The organism is Roseovarius sp. THAF9 (genome assembly GCF_009363715.1).
GTDB lineage: Bacteria > Pseudomonadota > Alphaproteobacteria > Rhodobacterales > Rhodobacteraceae > Roseovarius.
On record NZ_CP045404.1, the window covers coordinates 1,270,702 to 1,284,776 of the forward strand.

A 14,075-nucleotide genomic window follows, 5' to 3' on the forward strand; every position below is an offset into this window, starting at 1 on the left:
AATGGCGATGACGGGTGTCTCCCTGGCCTCTAGCCGCAGAACTGCGCGGCTGCGCGGACCCAGCCTGACGATCTGGCTTTGCGCCGCAACGGTGATGCTGTTCATCCTGTGGGCGGCGGTGGCCTGGGTTGACGAGATCGTGCGCGCCGACGGCTCTTTCATCTCGTCGTCGCGGCCGCAGATCATCCAGAACCTCGAAGGCGGCATTCTGGCAGAGCTGCTGGTGGCCGAAGGCGAGGAGGTCGCGCGCGGCACGGTGCTGGCGCGGCTGCACGGCACGCAGTTCCGGTCCTCGGTGGACGACATCTCGGATCAGATCGCGGCGCTGGATATCCGCCGCCTGCGGCTGGAGGCGGAACTGGCGGGACAGTATGATTTCACGGCGCCCGAGGGGATGGCGGAACGGTATCCGGCGATCATGGCTTCGGAACGCGCGCTGCTGGCCGCGCGGCAGGCGGATTTCGTCAAGCGCAGCGAAGGGGCCAAGGCGATCCTGGCGCAGGCGGCCGAGGAACGGGCGCTTTTGGAGGACCTGCTGAAGAAAAAGATCGTGGCCCTCATCGAGGTGACGCGCGCCCGAAAGGCTCATGCGGATGCGCAGAAGAAATACGACGAGATCGTCACCCAGTCCGAGCTGGAGCGGGCGCAGGCCTATTCCGACACGCTGAAGGAAATCGCGACGCTGCGGCAGACCTTGCGGGCCAGCGAGGATCAGCTGAACCGGACCGTGCTGACCAGTCCGATGCGCGGGATCGTCAACAACCTGAACGTCACCACGATCGGGGGCGTGGTGCGTCCGGGCGAGCAGATCCTGGAGATCATACCGCTGGACGAGGAGCTTTTCGTCGAGGCGCGCGTCGCGCCCGAGAACATCGCCAATCTCAAGCGCGGGCAGGCGGCGACGATCAAGCTGACGGCCTATGACTACACGATCTACGGCACGCTGAAAGGGCATGTGGATTTCATTTCCGCCGACACGTTCAAGGACGAGCGCGCCCGCGATCCTGATGGCGACCCGCATTACAAGGTCAGCCTGCGCGTGGACCGCACCGGTCTGACCCCGCGCCAGCAGGCAATCGAGATCCGCCCCGGCATGCAGGCCCAGGTCGAGCTGCACACAGGGGGCAAGACGGTGCTGCAATACCTGCTGAAGCCGCTCTACAAGAGCCAGGAAGCCTTTCGCGAGCCTTGAGTCCCGCATGATCCCAAGGAGCGCGTTTCACGCGCGCAGGATGTCTCGTCGTCGTTGCCTCCTCCTCGGGCGCAAATGGTGAGGTGACGTATTTACCGGATGTGCCGTTGCGGTGTCTTCCGTGGAAGTATGAGTATTTAAGGCAAGAAAAAGCACAGCCTCTTCTTCTGGCTGAAAATATCCCGGGGTTTGGGGCTGGCCCCAACCAACCAATCAAGCGCGGCGCAGCCGCACGATTTGATTGGAACTGCGCGGAGAGCCTGTAAGCCGGATTCTGTCGTGGGACGACCATTCATCTGGTCCTGCGGTTGCCCGCAGGCTTTAGCTGCCAACCCGGATCGCGGGGCCAAGGCGGCCCGAATGCGATCCCTATTCGGCATTGCTCCCGGTGGGGCTTGCCATGCCGGTCCGGTTGCCCGTCCCGCGGTGGGCTCTTACCCCACCGTTTCACCCTTACTCACGTGATCCGCATGGCGGATTGCGAGAGTGGTCTGTTTTCTGTGGCGCTTTCCCTCGGGTTGCCCCGGCCGGGCGTTACCCGGCACCGTTGCCTTGTGGAGTCCGGACTTTCCTCCGTGTAATTCGCCGGTGGCGAATTGCAGGCGGCCGTCCGGCCCTCCGCGCGAGGGGTGATCTATGCCTTTCTGCGCGATTGCGCAACGGGCCATTGCGCGGCAAGGCAGGCCATGAGTATCCGGTCGGTGGCGTCCTCGGGGCCAGTGGCGCCGGGGCGAAAGCGGTCGCGGAAGGCTTGCAGCCGTTTTTTCGGGTCGCAGGTGGAAGAGTAACCGAAGCGCGTTGCGGCGGTGTCGAAATCGCTTTCGGGCGCGTCCACGTCGTCATCAGGCCAGATTGCCAAGCCCTGACGGGCCAGTCTTGACCAGTCGAAATGCGGCCCCGGGTCGGTTTTGCGGTCCGGCGCCATGTCGGAATGGCCGATCACCCGCTCGGGCGGGATGGACCAGCGGCGCAGGATGCCGGGCAGCAACGCCTCGAGCGTGGTCATCAGCGGTTCGGGAAAGGGGCGGTCGCCGGAATTGTCGAGCTCGATCCCCACGGAGCGGGAGTTCACATCGGTCACATCTCCCCAGGACCCGGCCCCGGCGTGCCAGGCGCGGGCCACTTCGGCCACCATTTGCCAGGCGCGGCCGTCGGCGGCGATGAGGTAATGCGCGGACACTTCCGCCTGCGGGTCGCAGAGACGCTCCAGCGCGGCCTCGGCGCTGGACATGGCCGTGTAGTGGATCACCACGAGGTCGGGCTGCGCGCCAAGGCGACGCGGCCCGAAATTGGGCGAGGGGTGCCAGAGCGGCGCTGTCACTCAGACTGTCCGTAGATCAGTTCTGCACCGCCGCGCGGAACGGGCGCGGGTCCCAGGCGCAGGCATACCCGTCACCATCTGGATCCAGCCCCATGCGGTCGCGGCGTGGGCCGCCCTGGGCCAGGAAATCGGTCTGCGCCTGGTCGGCCGAATTGTACTTGGCGCAGTTGCGCTGGAACTTGGCCTGCTTGTTGATACCGACGCGGGTATAAAGCTGCTGACCCTTGGGGTGGCTGGTTTCCAGCGCGTATTGCACGATGTTGGGGCCGGAATTGCCGCTGCGTTCGGGCAGGGCACCGGGCTGGACCACCTGGTACTGGGCGCGGTTCTGGGCGATCAGTTCCGCGTCGTCCTGGATCGAGCGGGCGTTGCCCACGGCATCGAAATTGTTCTCGTTCGAGATGCCGCCCGCGCTGGTCACGGTCTGGGGCGCGGGGTTCGAGGGGCTGGCATGGACGATCAGCTGGCCCGAGTTCTGCGAGGTTTCGGCCAGCCGCGCCGCGGTTTCGCGGGCGATCTCATCGCTGGTGGAGGCCGAGTCGAGCCCGCCGGTGGGCGTGTAGGCCCCCGATGCTGTCTGGCGCGTGGTGTTGGTGGACGACGTCACTGTGCCGGGAGTTCTTGGGGCGGTCGCGCCTTCAGTCGCGCTGAGCGGTGCGCCGGGATTGGCCTGATTGCGGGCTTCGGGTGAGATCGCGCCGGGACGTGGCACGGCAGAGGTGCTTTGAAGCTGGGCATCGCGTGCGCGTTGCTGGGCGATATACTCGTCCGAGGTGCCAAATCCCACACCTCTGCCGCTGTCAGGAGAGCCCGCGCCGCTCTCGGGGATACTGGGCGCACATGCGGTCAGCCCGACAAGGGCCGTTACACAAAGAGAAAATCGCATCTGGTTAGATCCTGCCGATTTGTTTTGCGGCAATTTACCACCATTTGCCGGGTTTGGCCACAAAGCCCGCCGCCGCCTCGAGCGCATAGGCGGTGTTGAGCAGATCGCCCTCTTGCCAGGGCCGCCCGATCAGTTGCAGACCCAGGGGAAGCCCGTTGCGGTTGAGGCCCGTGGGCACTGCAATGCCCGGCAGGCCCGCGAGGTTGACGGTGACGGTGAAGACGTCGTTAAGATACATCTCGACCGGGTCATCGGACTTGCGGCCCAGTTCGAACGCCGCCGAGGGGGTGGCGGGCGTCAGGATCGCGTCGATGCCTGCGTCAAAGACATCCTCGAAGTCCTTTTTGATAAGGGCGCGCACCTTGCGGGCGCGGTTGTAATAGGCATCGTAGAAGCCCGCCGACAGCACGTAGGTGCCGACCATGACCCGGCGTTTCACCTCGTCACCGAAGCCTTCGGCGCGGGTTTTCTCGTACATCTCGGTGATGCCGTCGCCTTGGGCCAGCTTGGCGCGATGGCCATAGCGCACGCCGTCATAGCGCGCGAGGTTGGAGGACGCCTCGGCGGGCGCGATGACGTAATAGGCGGGCAGGGCGTACTTGGTGTGCGGCAGCGAGATATCGACGATTTCGGCCCCCGCATCGGCCAGCATTTCCTTGCCTTGGGTCCAGTGCGCCTCGATTTCCTCGGGCATCCCCTCCATGTGGTACTCTTTCGGGATGCCGATCTTCTTGCCGCGGATGTCGCCGGTCAGCATGGCCTCGAAATCCGGCACGGGAATGTCGGCGCTGGTGCTGTCCTTGGGGTCGTGACTGCACATGGCTTCCAGCATGATGGCGGCGTCGCGCACCGACTTGGTCATCGGACCGGCCTGGTCGAGCGACGAGGCGAAGGCGACGATCCCCCAGCGCGAGCAGCGCCCATAGGTGGGCTTGATGCCCGTGATGCCGGTGAAGGCGGCCGGCTGGCGGATCGAGCCGCCGGTGTCGGTGCCGGTGGCGCCAAGGCAGAGGTCGGCGGAAACGGCGGAGGCCGAGCCCCCCGACGAGCCGCCGGGTGTGAGGGCCATTTCGTCATTCCCGCGCCGCCACGGGTTCACGGCGTTGCCGTAAACACTGGTTTCGTTCGACGAGCCCATGGCGAACTCGTCCATGTTGAGCTTGCCCAGCATGACGGCGCCCGCGTCAAAGAGGTTCTGGCTGACGGTGGATTCGTATTCCGGCTTGAACCCGTTGAGGATGCCGCTGGCGGCCTGGGACGGCACGCCCTTGGTACAGAAGAGATCCTTGATGCCCAGCGGGATGCCGCACATCGACGGCGCGTCGCCCGCTTGCAGGCGGGCATCGGCGGCCTTGGCCTGTTCGCGCGCGATCTCGGGCGTGTGATGCACGAAGGCGCCAAGCGCGCCCGCGCCTTCGATGGCCGTCAGGCAGGCCTCGGTCAATTCTTCGGAGTTGATCTCGCCCGCGCGCAGGTTGTTGCGGGCGTCGGCGATGGTCATTGTGTTGAGATCGGTCATTATTCCACCACTTTCGGCACGGCGAAAAAGCCCTCGCGGGCGTCGGGGGCGTTGGACAGCACCTTGTCCTGCTGACCGCCGTCGGTGACGACATCCTCGCGGCGTTTCAGGCGCATGGGCGTGACCGAGACCATCGGCTCGACACCCTCGACATCGACCTCGTTTAGCTGGTCGATGAAGCCGAGGATCGTGTTGAACTCGTTGGCCAGCGCCGGCAGATCGTCTTCCTCGACCCGGATGCGGGCCAGCTTGGCCACCTTGGCGGCGGTCGCGGTGTCGATGGACATGGGGGCTGTCTCCGTGTGCGTTATCGCATCCGCGTTTAGCGCCCGTGCGGGTGGGGTGCAAGGGCGTGGCGGCGGTAGAGCTCGATCATCCAGCCCAGCATGAGCGCGTTGAGGATGTGCCAGCCGAAATGGGTGCCGAGGGCTACGCTGTTGCAGAGTGGCGCGTCGAGGCTGCGGAAGGTGAGCGACAGCAGCAACAGGCCCGCGCCGAGGGCGAGGCCGCGCGACAGGGCGGCGTCGGCGCGCGTGAGCCAGGCGTAGACGAAGATGACCAGCGGCAGAGTGAGGTAAGAGGCGGACGGGCCATAGAGCGGCAACTGCGACAAAAGCGGCATGGTCAGCGCCGTGACCCCAAGAAAGGCCGGGATAGTGGCGGCAGAGGCCAGAACGGACAGGCCGAGATAATAGCGCGTCGCGGCGTAAAGATAGGTCAGCGCAAAGACCATGATCGGCAAGACGTCGAGCATCGCCGCCCAGGGCTGGGCATAGGTGTGAAAGAGGAACGAGCCGATTCCGATCAGCGCCAGAAGGACGACGAGCGGGCGGGCCAGCGCAAGCTCGGTGCCGCGCAGGCGCCACGCCATGACGAGTGCGGCAACGAGGAAGGCCGCGTTGGTGATCGCGTTGACCGGCTCGGCCCAGAAGCCGGGATCGGTGCGTTCGCAATAGGCGTCGATGGCGCGGGTCCAGTCCATGTGGAATTCGGTGGCCTCTCTGCTAGTCTTTGCTTGGGAATGACATAAGGAGAGCGTCATGAAAATCACCTGGCTTGGACATGCAAGTTTCCGCATCGAGATCGCTGATCAGGTGCTGCTGATCGACCCGTGGCTGACGGGCAACCCGATGCTGGACGAGGCGCATCATGATGCGGCCACCAAGGGCGCGACGCATATCCTGCTGACCCATGCGCATTTCGACCATGCCTCTGACCTGCCGGATCTTGCGAAGAAATTGTCGGTGCCGGTGGTGGGGCAATTCGACCTGATGGGCTGGTGGGAAGAAAGCGCGGGCCTGGACGTGGTCGGCTTCAACAAGGGCGGCACGGTTGCGCTGGGGGATGTGAAGGTGACGATGGTGCACGCGACGCATTCCTCGAGCTTCGGCGGCGAGAACGGACCGCATGTTCCGGGCACCGAATGCGGCTTCATGATCGAGGGCGAGGGGCATGTGACCTATGTGTCCGGCGACACGGATGTGATGGCAGATATGGGCGTGTTCAACGACCTGCATAAGCCCGATATCGGGATCCTTTGCGCCGGTGGACATTTCACCATGGACATGAAGCGGGCAGCATACGCGGCGAAGACGTTCTTCGATTTCAAGACGGTGATCCCGTGCCATTACAAGACCTTCCCGCTTCTGGAACAGTCAGCGGAGGCGTTGAAGGAGGGTTTGCCGGGCGTCGACGTGATCGAGCCGGAGGTGATGACAGCGATCGAGATCTGAGCGGGGCAAAACTTTTCGAAAAGTTTTGCCAAAAGCTTTGAGAAAGCTTTTTGTGCCCGGATCTCCCTGCGGGGTTCGGGCATCAGGGTTGTGATATGAGTATTTTTGGCAAGAAAAAGAGCGTTTTGCGCTTTATTCTTCACGCAGAGATTTGAAGAAGTCTTTCAGCAGGGCTTCTGCTTCGGTGGCATTGATCCCGTCATAGATTTCCGGTGCGTGGTGCGTCTGCGCGTGGGTAAAAATCCGGGCGCCCTGCGTCACGCCGCCGGATTTGGGGTCGGCGGCGCCATAGTAGAGTCGCGCGATGCGGGCATTTGCGATGGCGGTGGCGCACATCGCGCAGGGCTCCAGCGTGACGGTCAGGCTATGACCGGGCAGGCGCTCGCTGCCGACCGCCGCACAGGCGGCGCGGATCGCCAGGATTTCCGCGTGTGCGGTGGGGTCGCTCAGTTCCCGCGTGCGGTTGCCGGCCTGCGCCACGATCCTTCCCGCCGGGTCGGCCACAACCGCGCCCACGGGCACCTCGCCACGGGCGCCGGCGGCGCGGGCCTCGGCCAGGGCCGTGTCCATATGGCTTTTGAACGTCATGCCCCTGATTGCCGTGCGGGCGGTGCTTTCGCAAGGGGCAAGGATGGGGTAAGGCCGTGGCATGACTCGCAAACCCACCCAGAACACGCCCCCGGGCGACCGGATTGCCAAGGTGATCGCCCGTGCCGGTGTGGCCAGCCGTCGCGAAGCGGAGCGCATGATCGAGGCGGGCCGGGTGCGGGTGAACGGCGCGGTGATCGACCGCGCGGCGCTGAACGTGACCGGCGCCGACCGGATCGAGGTTGACGGGCGCGCGCTGGACGCGCCCGAGCCGCCGCGGCTGTGGCTGTATCACAAGCCCGCGGGGTTGGTGACGACCACCCGAGACGAGCAGGGGCGCGAGACGATTTTCGACAATCTTCCCGAGGGCTTGCCGCGTGTTCTTAGTGTGGGTCGGCTTGACCTGAACTCCGAAGGGTTGTTGCTCTTGACCAATGACGGCGGCGTCAAGCGCAAGCTGGAACTGCCCTCGACCGGCTGGGTGCGGAAGTACCGCGTACGCGTGAAGGGGCGGCCCGAAGACGCGACGTTCGAGCCGTTGCGCAAGGGGCTGACGCTGGATGGCGAGGTGTTTCAGCCGATGTCGGTGGCGCTGGATCGGCAAACGGGGGCCAATGCCTGGGCCACGGTGGGCATCCGCGAGGGCAAGAACCGCGAGATTCGCCGCGCGATGGAGGCGGTGGGCTGCCAGGTGAATCGGCTGATCCGGATCTCCTATGGGCCCTTCCAGTTGGGTCAGCTGAAGGTGGGCGAGGTCGAGGAAATCCGTCCGCGGGTGCTGCGTGACCAATTGGGCATGGACGAGACGCCGGGTAAGGAAAAGTCCGCGAAGGGACGGCCAAAGGTTCAGCGGAAGCGCCGGTAAATTCCAATCGTAATTAAATATCAGAGACTTTTAAGGCTAATTTAATGTTGTCCCGCGACGATAGGCTTGTGGCGTCGTGCCATAGCGCTTGCGGAAGCGACCGGCCAGTTGCGAGGCGCTGGCGAACCCGGTCGCGGCGGCGATCTGGCCAATGCTAAGCCGGGTTTCGTTCAACAGCGCATGGGCGCGGGCGATCCGCAGGTCGAGGTAGTATTGCGCCGGCGTGGCGGCGAGGTAGCGGGTGAAATGCCGCTCGAGCTGACGCCGGGAGAGGCCCACATCGGCGGCGACCTCGGAGATGTCCAGCGGGTCCTCGATATGGGCGGCCATCAGGTCCGTCGCGGCGATGAGTTGCGGATTGTGACTGCCCAGAGCGGCGGCATAGGCGGGGCGCTGGGGCGCGCTGCGGTTGCCGGTGCGGCGGTGCAGGCACATGTCCGCGACGATGGCCGCCAGCGCCGGTCCGTGGTCGCGCTCGATGATTTCCAGCATCATGTCGGTCGCGGCAGAGCCGCCGCCGCAGGTAAAGAGCCCGCCGTCTTCTTCGTAGAGATGGCCGGTGGGCTCCAGGCCCGGAAACGTCTCGCGGAAGGCCGGCTGATTTTCCCAGTGCAGGGTAAAGCGGCGGTCCTTGAGCCGCCCGGCGCGGGCCAGCGCGAAGGCGCCGGTGCAGATGCCGCCCACCTGGATGCCATGCGCCCATTGGCGGTTGACCCACGTGACAGCCCGCGGCAGCGCCGTTTCCAGCGGGGCGATCCCGGCGCAGACGAAGGCCTTGTCGCTGCGCGACAGGTCCTGGGACTGGCTGTCGGGCGTGATGGTCACGCCGCAGGAGCATGATACAGCTTCGCCGTCTATCGTACTGATGAACCAGCGATAAAGCTCTTGTCCCGCGACCTGGTTGGCGACGCGCAGCGGCTCGATCGCCGAGGTGAAGGCCAAGAGCGTCAGCCGGGGCAGCAGCAGGAAATGATAGTCCTGTGGCGGGCCGTCATAATCGACCCGCAAACTGGCCGCGCCGCGCGGGACGAAGGATTTGCGTTCCATGGCGAATTGGTAGCATGTGCCGTGAAACTGGCAAGTAAGGACACGGACATGCGGGCATTGATACAGCGGGTAAGCGAGGCCGAGGTGCGTGTGGATGGCGCGGTGATCGGGGCCACCGGGCCCGGTCTCTTGGTGCTGGTCTGCGCGATGCAGGGCGATGCCGAGGCGCAGGCCGATGCGCTGGCGGCCAAGGTGGCCAAGCTGCGGATCTTCAAAGACAAGGCGGGCAAGATGAACCGCTCGGTGCGTGATATGGGCGGCGGTGCGCTGGTGGTCAGCCAGTTCACGCTGGCCGCCGACACGTCGCGCGGAACACGGCCGGGCTTTTCCCAAGCGGCGGCGCCCGAGGAGGGGCGGCGCCTGTATGAACGCTTTGCCGAAGCGCTGGCGAGCGAGGGCGTGCCGGTGGAGACGGGGCGGTTTGGTGCCGATATGCAGGTGAGCCTGGTCAATGACGGGCCGGTGACGATCTGGCTGGAGGTCTGAGGTCCTACGCGCAGAAATGTCGCGCTTCCCTCGCGCGCGGCCTGCGCTAAGATCCGGCCATGCCCTATCAGTGGAACCAGACGCGGAACGGAGAAGACGAGGTGTGCGAGCTGCGGCTCTGGCCACATCGGTCGTTGCCGCGCCGGGGGTTTGCGCTCTTCATCGTGATCACCTGCGGTATGCTGACCCTGCCTCTTTATCCGTTGATCGGGACGGTCACGCTGTGGGGGTTGCTGCCCTTCCTGCTGCTGGCGGTCTGGGGGGTCTGGGCGGCGCTGGAGCGATCCTACAAGGACGCGCAGATGAACGAGGAACTGACCATCGACCGCGAGGCGGTGCATCTGGTGCGCACCAACGCCCGTGGACCGGTGCAGGAATGGGATTGCGAAAGCTATTGGGCGAAGGTCGAGATGCACCCGACTGGCGGGCCGGTGCCGCATTACGTGACGCTGAAAGGCAAGGGGCGGCAGGTGGAGATCGGCGCGTTCCTGAGCGAGGACGAGCGCAAGGTGCTGTATGGCGAGATTGCCGATGCGCTGAAGCGGATCGCGCTGCCTGACCCGGTGGGTGCGGGCTGAGGGGCGCGGCGGGTTCTATCCGCTGAGACCGGGTCGCACGGTGGCGCGGCTTTGACCTTTTTGATTTGCAGAAAAGTTGGCGGTGCGCGACGGAGATGTGCGCATGTCGCGTTAGATACGCCAGACCTTGCCAAAAAGGAGAATGCATCTTGCCCATGAGAGATACCCCCGACCATTACGGCACTGTCAGCCGCATCTTGCACTGGGGCATGGCGGCGCTTTTCGCGGCGCAGTTCCTGTCGGCGGCGGCGCATTGGGCGTTGCCAAAGGAGAACGCCGTGCGCGATGCCCTGTGGAGCTATCACGGCACGCTGGGCGCGACGCTGTTCCTGCTGGTGCTGCTGCGCGGGGCCTGGGGCCTGGCCAACATTCCGCGCCGCCCGCCTGCGCATGACGGGGTCATTGGCCGTGCGGCGGTGGCGGGGCATCTCGCGATCTATGCGCTGATGGTGATCGTACCGTCGGTGCGCCTGCTGGCGGCGGCGGGCAGCGATCGCGGGCTGAGCTATCTGGGGATCACTCTCGTGGCGCCGCGCGAGGCGGAGGTCGCATGGATGCAGGCGCCCGCCGAATGGCACGGCGAGATGGGCTGGATCCTGGCGCTGCTGGTGGTGGGGCACATTGCCATGGCGGTTGTCTGGCACCGGATGATCCGGCGGGACGACACGTTGCAGCGCATGGCCGGGTAGGGCGCACGGGTCTAGGGCCACAATCCGCACGAACTGGATCGTCTTGGCTTTACGCGGGACCACAAACCTTGCAAATGTGTGCCAGCCCCTGAAGTGCGAGTCCATGACGACCGACCAAGACGATAAAGACACGCGTGCCGCGTCGGGACCCTTCCCGCGGGCCGTGCCCGAAGACCACGCCGCGGCGCTGCGCGACCCGGCCCGGCTGCGCGCGCTGGAAGAAACCGCGTTGTTGGACAGCCCCGAAGAAGAGGCGTTCGACCGCGCTGTGCGGCTGGCGCGCAGCCTGACCGGGGCGCCGACGGCTCTGTTTTCATTGGTCGATGACACGCGGCAGTTCTTCAAGGCGCTGAGCGGCTTCGCGCCCGAAACCGGGCCGATGCGCGAGACGCCATTGTCGCATTCCTTCTGCCAGTACGTGGTGACCGGCAACGCGGCGATGAGCGTGGTGGATGCCCGCGAGCACGACCTGTTGTCCTACAATCGCGCGGTGCCGGACTTGGACGTGGTCGCCTATCTGGGCGTGCCGGTGCAGGGGCGGCGGGGACAGGTGATCGGCTCGCTCTGTGCCATCGACTCGTCGCCGCATGAATGGTCAGAGCAGGATGAGCGCGCCCTGAAGGACATCGCCGCCTTTCTTGAGACCGAGATCGCGCTGCGCAAGCACATGGCAGAGCGGGAATTGTTGATCGACGAGTTGAACCACCGCATCCGCAACATCTATTCGGTGGTCAATGCGCTGGTTCGGATGACGCGGTCCGAGGACCTGACGACCGAGGAGTTCGCGGCGCAGCTGAATGGCCGGGTGCAGGCGCTGGCCGCGACCCACGGCCTGATCCAGCCGCTGGCGACGGTGACCGAGGATGCGGGCAACGACACGAGCCTACATGCCCATGTCTCGACCCTGATGACGCCCTACACCGGTGCGGGCGGTCACGAGATCCGGATCGAGGGACCCGACCTGCCGGTGGGCTCGACCGCGTCGATCTACCTGGCGCTGGCGATCCACGAACTATCGACCAACGCGGTCAAATACGGAGCGCTGAGCGGGCCGCGCCGCGCGTTGGAGATCACCTGGACTGATGGGGACGACACGGTTGAGTTGACCTGGCGCGAGGCGGGGCCGGGCCATGTGGCCCGCACCGCTTCGGGCACCGGGTTCGGCTCGAAACTGGTGAAGCTTTGCATCGAGGGGCAGTTGCGCGGCGAGATTGCCACGGCGACCGACAGCACGGGCCTGACCTACAGGTTTCGCATTCCGCGCGAGAGGTTGACGGGCGCGCCGACGGACTAGAGCCGCCCGTTAGTACCGCCCGTCCGCGCCGCGTCTCAGGCGCAGAGCCTGTCCTTGACCCGCGGGCCCACCGCTCCGAAATCCATCTGGCCGGTATAGTTTTCCTTGAGGTGGCCCATCACCTTGCCCATGTCGCGGATCGAGCTGGCGCCGGTCTTGTCGATGGCGGTGTCGATGGCCTTGGTGACTTCCGCCTCGTCCAGCTGGCGGGGCAGGAATTCCTCGATCACCTCGATCTCGCGCTGTTCTTCCTGCGCAAGGTCGAGCCGCCCGCCTTCCTCGTAGGCGCGGACGCTTTCCTGCCGCTGCTTGGTCATCTTGCCCAAGATGGCGAGGATATCGCCATCGGAACAGCCGGTGTCATTGTCGGTGCCACGGCGGGCGATGTCCTGATCCTTGATCGCGGCATTGATCAGGCGCAGCGTGCCCAGCCGCGTCGCATCCTTGTCTTTCATGGCCTGTTTCAGGGCGTCGTTCACGCGCTCGCGCAATCCCATGTCAGGGTATCCTCTTGTCATCCCGTAAGCGTGTGACACTACTGGAAAGCGAAACGCCGTGCAATAAGCTGTGACACCCTGTCCGGCCCTTGTTTTATTGACCGGCGCGAATGACGCTGCGGCGCGAAACGCGGCCTTGACCGCGCGCGCGGGTGACCATAGGTTCCGCGCAATTTGCCCGATGGAGAATCCCCGATGACGCATGCGCCCGATGCCCGTCCGACCGCCTGTCTTGCCCTGGCCGATGGATCGCTGTTCTACGGGCGCGGGTTCGGGGCCGAGGGCGAGGTCGCGGCGGAGCTTTGTTTCAACACCGCGATGACCGGCTATCAGGAGATCATGACCGACCCCAGCTATGCCGGGCAGGTGGTGACCTTCACCTTTCCGCATATCGGCAACGTGGGCGTGAACCCCGACGATGACGAGACCGCCGATCCGGTGGCCGAGGGCATGGTTGTGAAGTGGGACCCGACCGAACCCTCGAACTGGCGCTCGACCGAGCGGCTGGGCGAATGGCTGGCGCGGCGGGGCCGGGTGGCCATCGGCGGCGTCGACACCCGCCGTCTGACCCGGGCAATCCGCCAGCAGGGCGCGCCTCACGTGGCGCTGGCACACCGCGCGGACGGCAATTTCGACACCGATGCGCTGGTCGCCAAGGCGCGGGCCTTTGCCGGGCTGGAAGGCATGGACCTGGCGCGGCAGGTGACCTGCGCGCAAAGCTATCGCTGGGACGAGATGCGCTGGGCGTGGCCCGACGGCTATGCCCGCCAGACCGACGCGCGGCACAAAGTGGTGGCGATCGACTATGGCGCCAAGCGCAACATCCTGCGCTGCCTGGCCAGCGCGGGCTGCGAGGTGACGGTGATGCCCGCCACGGCCACCGCCGAGGACGTGTTGGCACAAAGCCCCGATGGCGTGTTCCTGTCGAACGGCCCCGGCGACCCGGCGGCGACCGGCGAATACGCCGTGCCGATGATCCGTGGCGTGCTGGAAAAGAACCTGCCCATGTTCGGGATCTGCCTTGGTCACCAGATGCTGGGCCTCGCGCTGGGGGCGCGGACGATCAAGATGAACCACGGCCATCACGGCGCGAACCATCCCGTGAAGGACTTGACCACCGGCAAGGTCGAGATCACCTCGATGAACCACGGGTTCGCCGTGGACAGCCAGACCCTGCCCGAGGGCGTGGTGCAATCGCATGTGTCGCTGTTTGACGGGTCGAACTGCGGGATCCGCATGGCCGACCGCCCGGTGTTCTCGGTGCAGCATCACCCCGAGGCCAGCCCCGGCCCGCAGGACAGCTTTTACTTGTTTGAACGCTTCGCGGCATCCATGGACCGCTAGGGCGCGTCCGCCGCGTTAACCGCTTTTTTACTTTGC

16 protein-coding genes and 1 other RNA gene are annotated in these 14,075 nt (G+C 65.4%); 8 read left to right on the forward strand and 9 right to left on the reverse strand.

Annotated elements, in window-relative coordinates; genetic code table 11:
* Window position 1 precedes the first annotated feature (1 nt).
* Window positions 2-1,192, forward strand: coding sequence for an HlyD family efflux transporter periplasmic adaptor subunit (locus FIU86_RS06265; protein WP_152474297.1), 1,191 nt, complete (start codon window positions 2-4; stop codon window positions 1,190-1,192).
* A gap of 247 nt (window positions 1,193-1,439) precedes the next feature.
* Here FIU86_RS06265 and rnpB read toward each other — a convergent pair.
* The 6 genes from rnpB to FIU86_RS06295 form a co-directional block, all read right to left on the reverse strand.
* Window positions 1,440-1,814: RNase P RNA component class A (rnpB, locus tag FIU86_RS06270), an RNA gene on the reverse strand.
* A 12-nt stretch (window positions 1,815-1,826) separates the two neighbouring features.
* On the reverse strand, window positions 1,827-2,513 hold the full coding sequence (locus tag FIU86_RS06275) for an N-acetylmuramoyl-L-alanine amidase (protein WP_254703954.1): 687 nt from the start codon (window positions 2,511-2,513) through the stop codon (window positions 1,827-1,829).
* 16 nt (window positions 2,514-2,529) lie between these two features.
* Entirely contained in the window at window positions 2,530-3,399 is an 870-nt protein-coding gene (locus tag FIU86_RS06280; RefSeq protein ID WP_152474298.1) for a hypothetical protein, read from the reverse strand.
* Window positions 3,400-3,433: 34 nt separating this feature from the next.
* Complete coding sequence (gatA, locus tag FIU86_RS06285) at window positions 3,434-4,918, reverse strand: Asp-tRNA(Asn)/Glu-tRNA(Gln) amidotransferase subunit GatA (RefSeq protein WP_152474299.1); 1,485 nt, start codon at window positions 4,916-4,918, stop codon at window positions 3,434-3,436.
* Window positions 4,918-5,205 carry an Asp-tRNA(Asn)/Glu-tRNA(Gln) amidotransferase subunit GatC gene (gatC, locus tag FIU86_RS06290; RefSeq protein WP_103761691.1) on the reverse strand — a complete coding sequence of 96 codons (288 nt, stop codon included), beginning with the start codon at window positions 5,203-5,205 and terminating at the stop codon, window positions 4,918-4,920. The genes gatA and gatC overlap by 1 nt, the downstream gene beginning before the upstream one ends.
* Window positions 5,206-5,240: 35 nt before the next feature.
* The gene (locus FIU86_RS06295; protein ID WP_368373154.1) at window positions 5,241-5,960 is read right to left on the reverse strand and encodes a ceramidase domain-containing protein; all 720 of its coding nucleotides are present in this window, start codon (window positions 5,958-5,960) and stop codon (window positions 5,241-5,243) included.
* On the opposite strand from FIU86_RS06295, the gene FIU86_RS06300 reads away from it, so the two are divergent.
* Complete coding sequence (locus tag FIU86_RS06300) at window positions 5,959-6,651, forward strand: metal-dependent hydrolase (RefSeq protein ID WP_152474301.1); 693 nt, start codon at window positions 5,959-5,961, stop codon at window positions 6,649-6,651. The genes FIU86_RS06295 and FIU86_RS06300 overlap by 2 nt on opposite strands.
* A 132-nt stretch (window positions 6,652-6,783) precedes the next feature.
* On the opposite strand, the gene FIU86_RS06305 is transcribed toward FIU86_RS06300, so the two are convergent.
* Window positions 6,784-7,239, reverse strand: a complete 456-nt coding sequence (locus tag FIU86_RS06305) for a nucleoside deaminase (RefSeq protein ID WP_152474302.1) — start codon at window positions 7,237-7,239, stop codon at window positions 6,784-6,786.
* 61 nt (window positions 7,240-7,300) lie between these two features.
* Between FIU86_RS06305 and FIU86_RS06310 the strand changes: the two genes are divergently transcribed.
* The gene (locus FIU86_RS06310) at window positions 7,301-8,104 is read left to right on the forward strand and encodes a pseudouridine synthase (protein WP_152474303.1); all 804 of its coding nucleotides are present in this window, start codon (window positions 7,301-7,303) and stop codon (window positions 8,102-8,104) included.
* Between the two features lie 36 nt (window positions 8,105-8,140).
* Here FIU86_RS06310 and FIU86_RS06315 read toward each other — a convergent pair whose 3' ends face one another.
* Entirely contained in the window at window positions 8,141-9,151 is a 1,011-nt protein-coding gene (locus tag FIU86_RS06315; protein ID WP_152474304.1) for a GlxA family transcriptional regulator, read from the reverse strand.
* 48 nt (window positions 9,152-9,199) lie between these two features.
* Between FIU86_RS06315 and dtd the strand changes: the two genes are divergently transcribed.
* The 4 genes from dtd (at window position 9,200) to FIU86_RS06335 (ending at window position 12,198) form a co-directional block, all read left to right on the forward strand.
* Window positions 9,200-9,637 carry a D-aminoacyl-tRNA deacylase gene (gene dtd, locus FIU86_RS06320; protein ID WP_152474305.1) on the forward strand — a complete coding sequence of 146 codons (438 nt, stop codon included), beginning with the start codon at window positions 9,200-9,202 and terminating at the stop codon, window positions 9,635-9,637.
* Between the two features lie 59 nt (window positions 9,638-9,696).
* A complete protein-coding gene (locus FIU86_RS06325) occupies window positions 9,697-10,215 on the forward strand; it encodes a DUF2244 domain-containing protein (protein ID WP_152474306.1) in 519 nt (172 codons plus the stop codon).
* A 155-nt stretch (window positions 10,216-10,370) separates the two neighbouring features.
* On the forward strand, window positions 10,371-10,904 hold the full coding sequence (locus FIU86_RS06330; RefSeq protein ID WP_152474307.1) for a cytochrome b: 534 nt from the start codon (window positions 10,371-10,373) through the stop codon (window positions 10,902-10,904).
* A 103-nt stretch (window positions 10,905-11,007) separates the two neighbouring features.
* Window positions 11,008-12,198, forward strand: a complete 1,191-nt coding sequence (locus tag FIU86_RS06335) for a sensor histidine kinase (protein ID WP_152474308.1) — start codon at window positions 11,008-11,010, stop codon at window positions 12,196-12,198.
* Window positions 12,199-12,233: 35 nt separating this feature from the next.
* Here FIU86_RS06335 and FIU86_RS06340 read toward each other — a convergent pair whose 3' ends face one another.
* The gene (locus FIU86_RS06340) at window positions 12,234-12,695 is read right to left on the reverse strand and encodes a GatB/YqeY domain-containing protein (RefSeq protein ID WP_152474309.1); all 462 of its coding nucleotides are present in this window, start codon (window positions 12,693-12,695) and stop codon (window positions 12,234-12,236) included.
* A gap of 195 nt (window positions 12,696-12,890) precedes the next feature.
* On the opposite strand from FIU86_RS06340, the gene carA reads away from it, so the two are divergent.
* Window positions 12,891-14,039: a glutamine-hydrolyzing carbamoyl-phosphate synthase small subunit gene (gene carA / locus FIU86_RS06345; protein WP_152474310.1), complete on the forward strand. Its 1,149-nt coding sequence runs from the start codon at window positions 12,891-12,893 to the stop codon at window positions 14,037-14,039.
* Window positions 14,040-14,075 lie beyond the last annotated feature (36 nt).

Coding starts and splice junctions, on each gene's coding strand:
- FIU86_RS06315 (WP_152474304.1), bottom strand. CDS start 9,151: ATGGAACGCAAATCCTTCGTCCCGCGCGGCGCGGCCAGTTTGCGGGTC.
- FIU86_RS06265 (WP_152474297.1), top strand. CDS start 2: ATGGCGATGACGGGTGTCTCCCTGGCCTCTAGCCGCAGAACTGCGCGG.
- FIU86_RS06300 (WP_152474301.1), top strand. CDS start 5,959: ATGAAAATCACCTGGCTTGGACATGCAAGTTTCCGCATCGAGATCGCT.
- FIU86_RS06330 (WP_152474307.1), top strand. CDS start 10,371: ATGAGAGATACCCCCGACCATTACGGCACTGTCAGCCGCATCTTGCAC.
- dtd (WP_152474305.1), top strand. CDS start 9,200: ATGCGGGCATTGATACAGCGGGTAAGCGAGGCCGAGGTGCGTGTGGAT.
- carA (WP_152474310.1), top strand. CDS start 12,891: ATGACGCATGCGCCCGATGCCCGTCCGACCGCCTGTCTTGCCCTGGCC.
- FIU86_RS06280 (WP_152474298.1), bottom strand. CDS start 3,399: ATGCGATTTTCTCTTTGTGTAACGGCCCTTGTCGGGCTGACCGCATGT.
- FIU86_RS06340 (WP_152474309.1), bottom strand. CDS start 12,695: ATGGGATTGCGCGAGCGCGTGAACGACGCCCTGAAACAGGCCATGAAA.
- gatC (WP_103761691.1), bottom strand. CDS start 5,205: ATGTCCATCGACACCGCGACCGCCGCCAAGGTGGCCAAGCTGGCCCGC.
- FIU86_RS06335 (WP_152474308.1), top strand. CDS start 11,008: ATGACGACCGACCAAGACGATAAAGACACGCGTGCCGCGTCGGGACCC.
- FIU86_RS06305 (WP_152474302.1), bottom strand. CDS start 7,239: ATGACGTTCAAAAGCCATATGGACACGGCCCTGGCCGAGGCCCGCGCC.
- FIU86_RS06310 (WP_152474303.1), top strand. CDS start 7,301: ATGACTCGCAAACCCACCCAGAACACGCCCCCGGGCGACCGGATTGCC.
- FIU86_RS06295 (WP_368373154.1), bottom strand. CDS start 5,960: ATGACGCTCTCCTTATGTCATTCCCAAGCAAAGACTAGCAGAGAGGCC.
- FIU86_RS06325 (WP_152474306.1), top strand. CDS start 9,697: ATGCCCTATCAGTGGAACCAGACGCGGAACGGAGAAGACGAGGTGTGC.
- gatA (WP_152474299.1), bottom strand. CDS start 4,918: ATGACCGATCTCAACACAATGACCATCGCCGACGCCCGCAACAACCTG.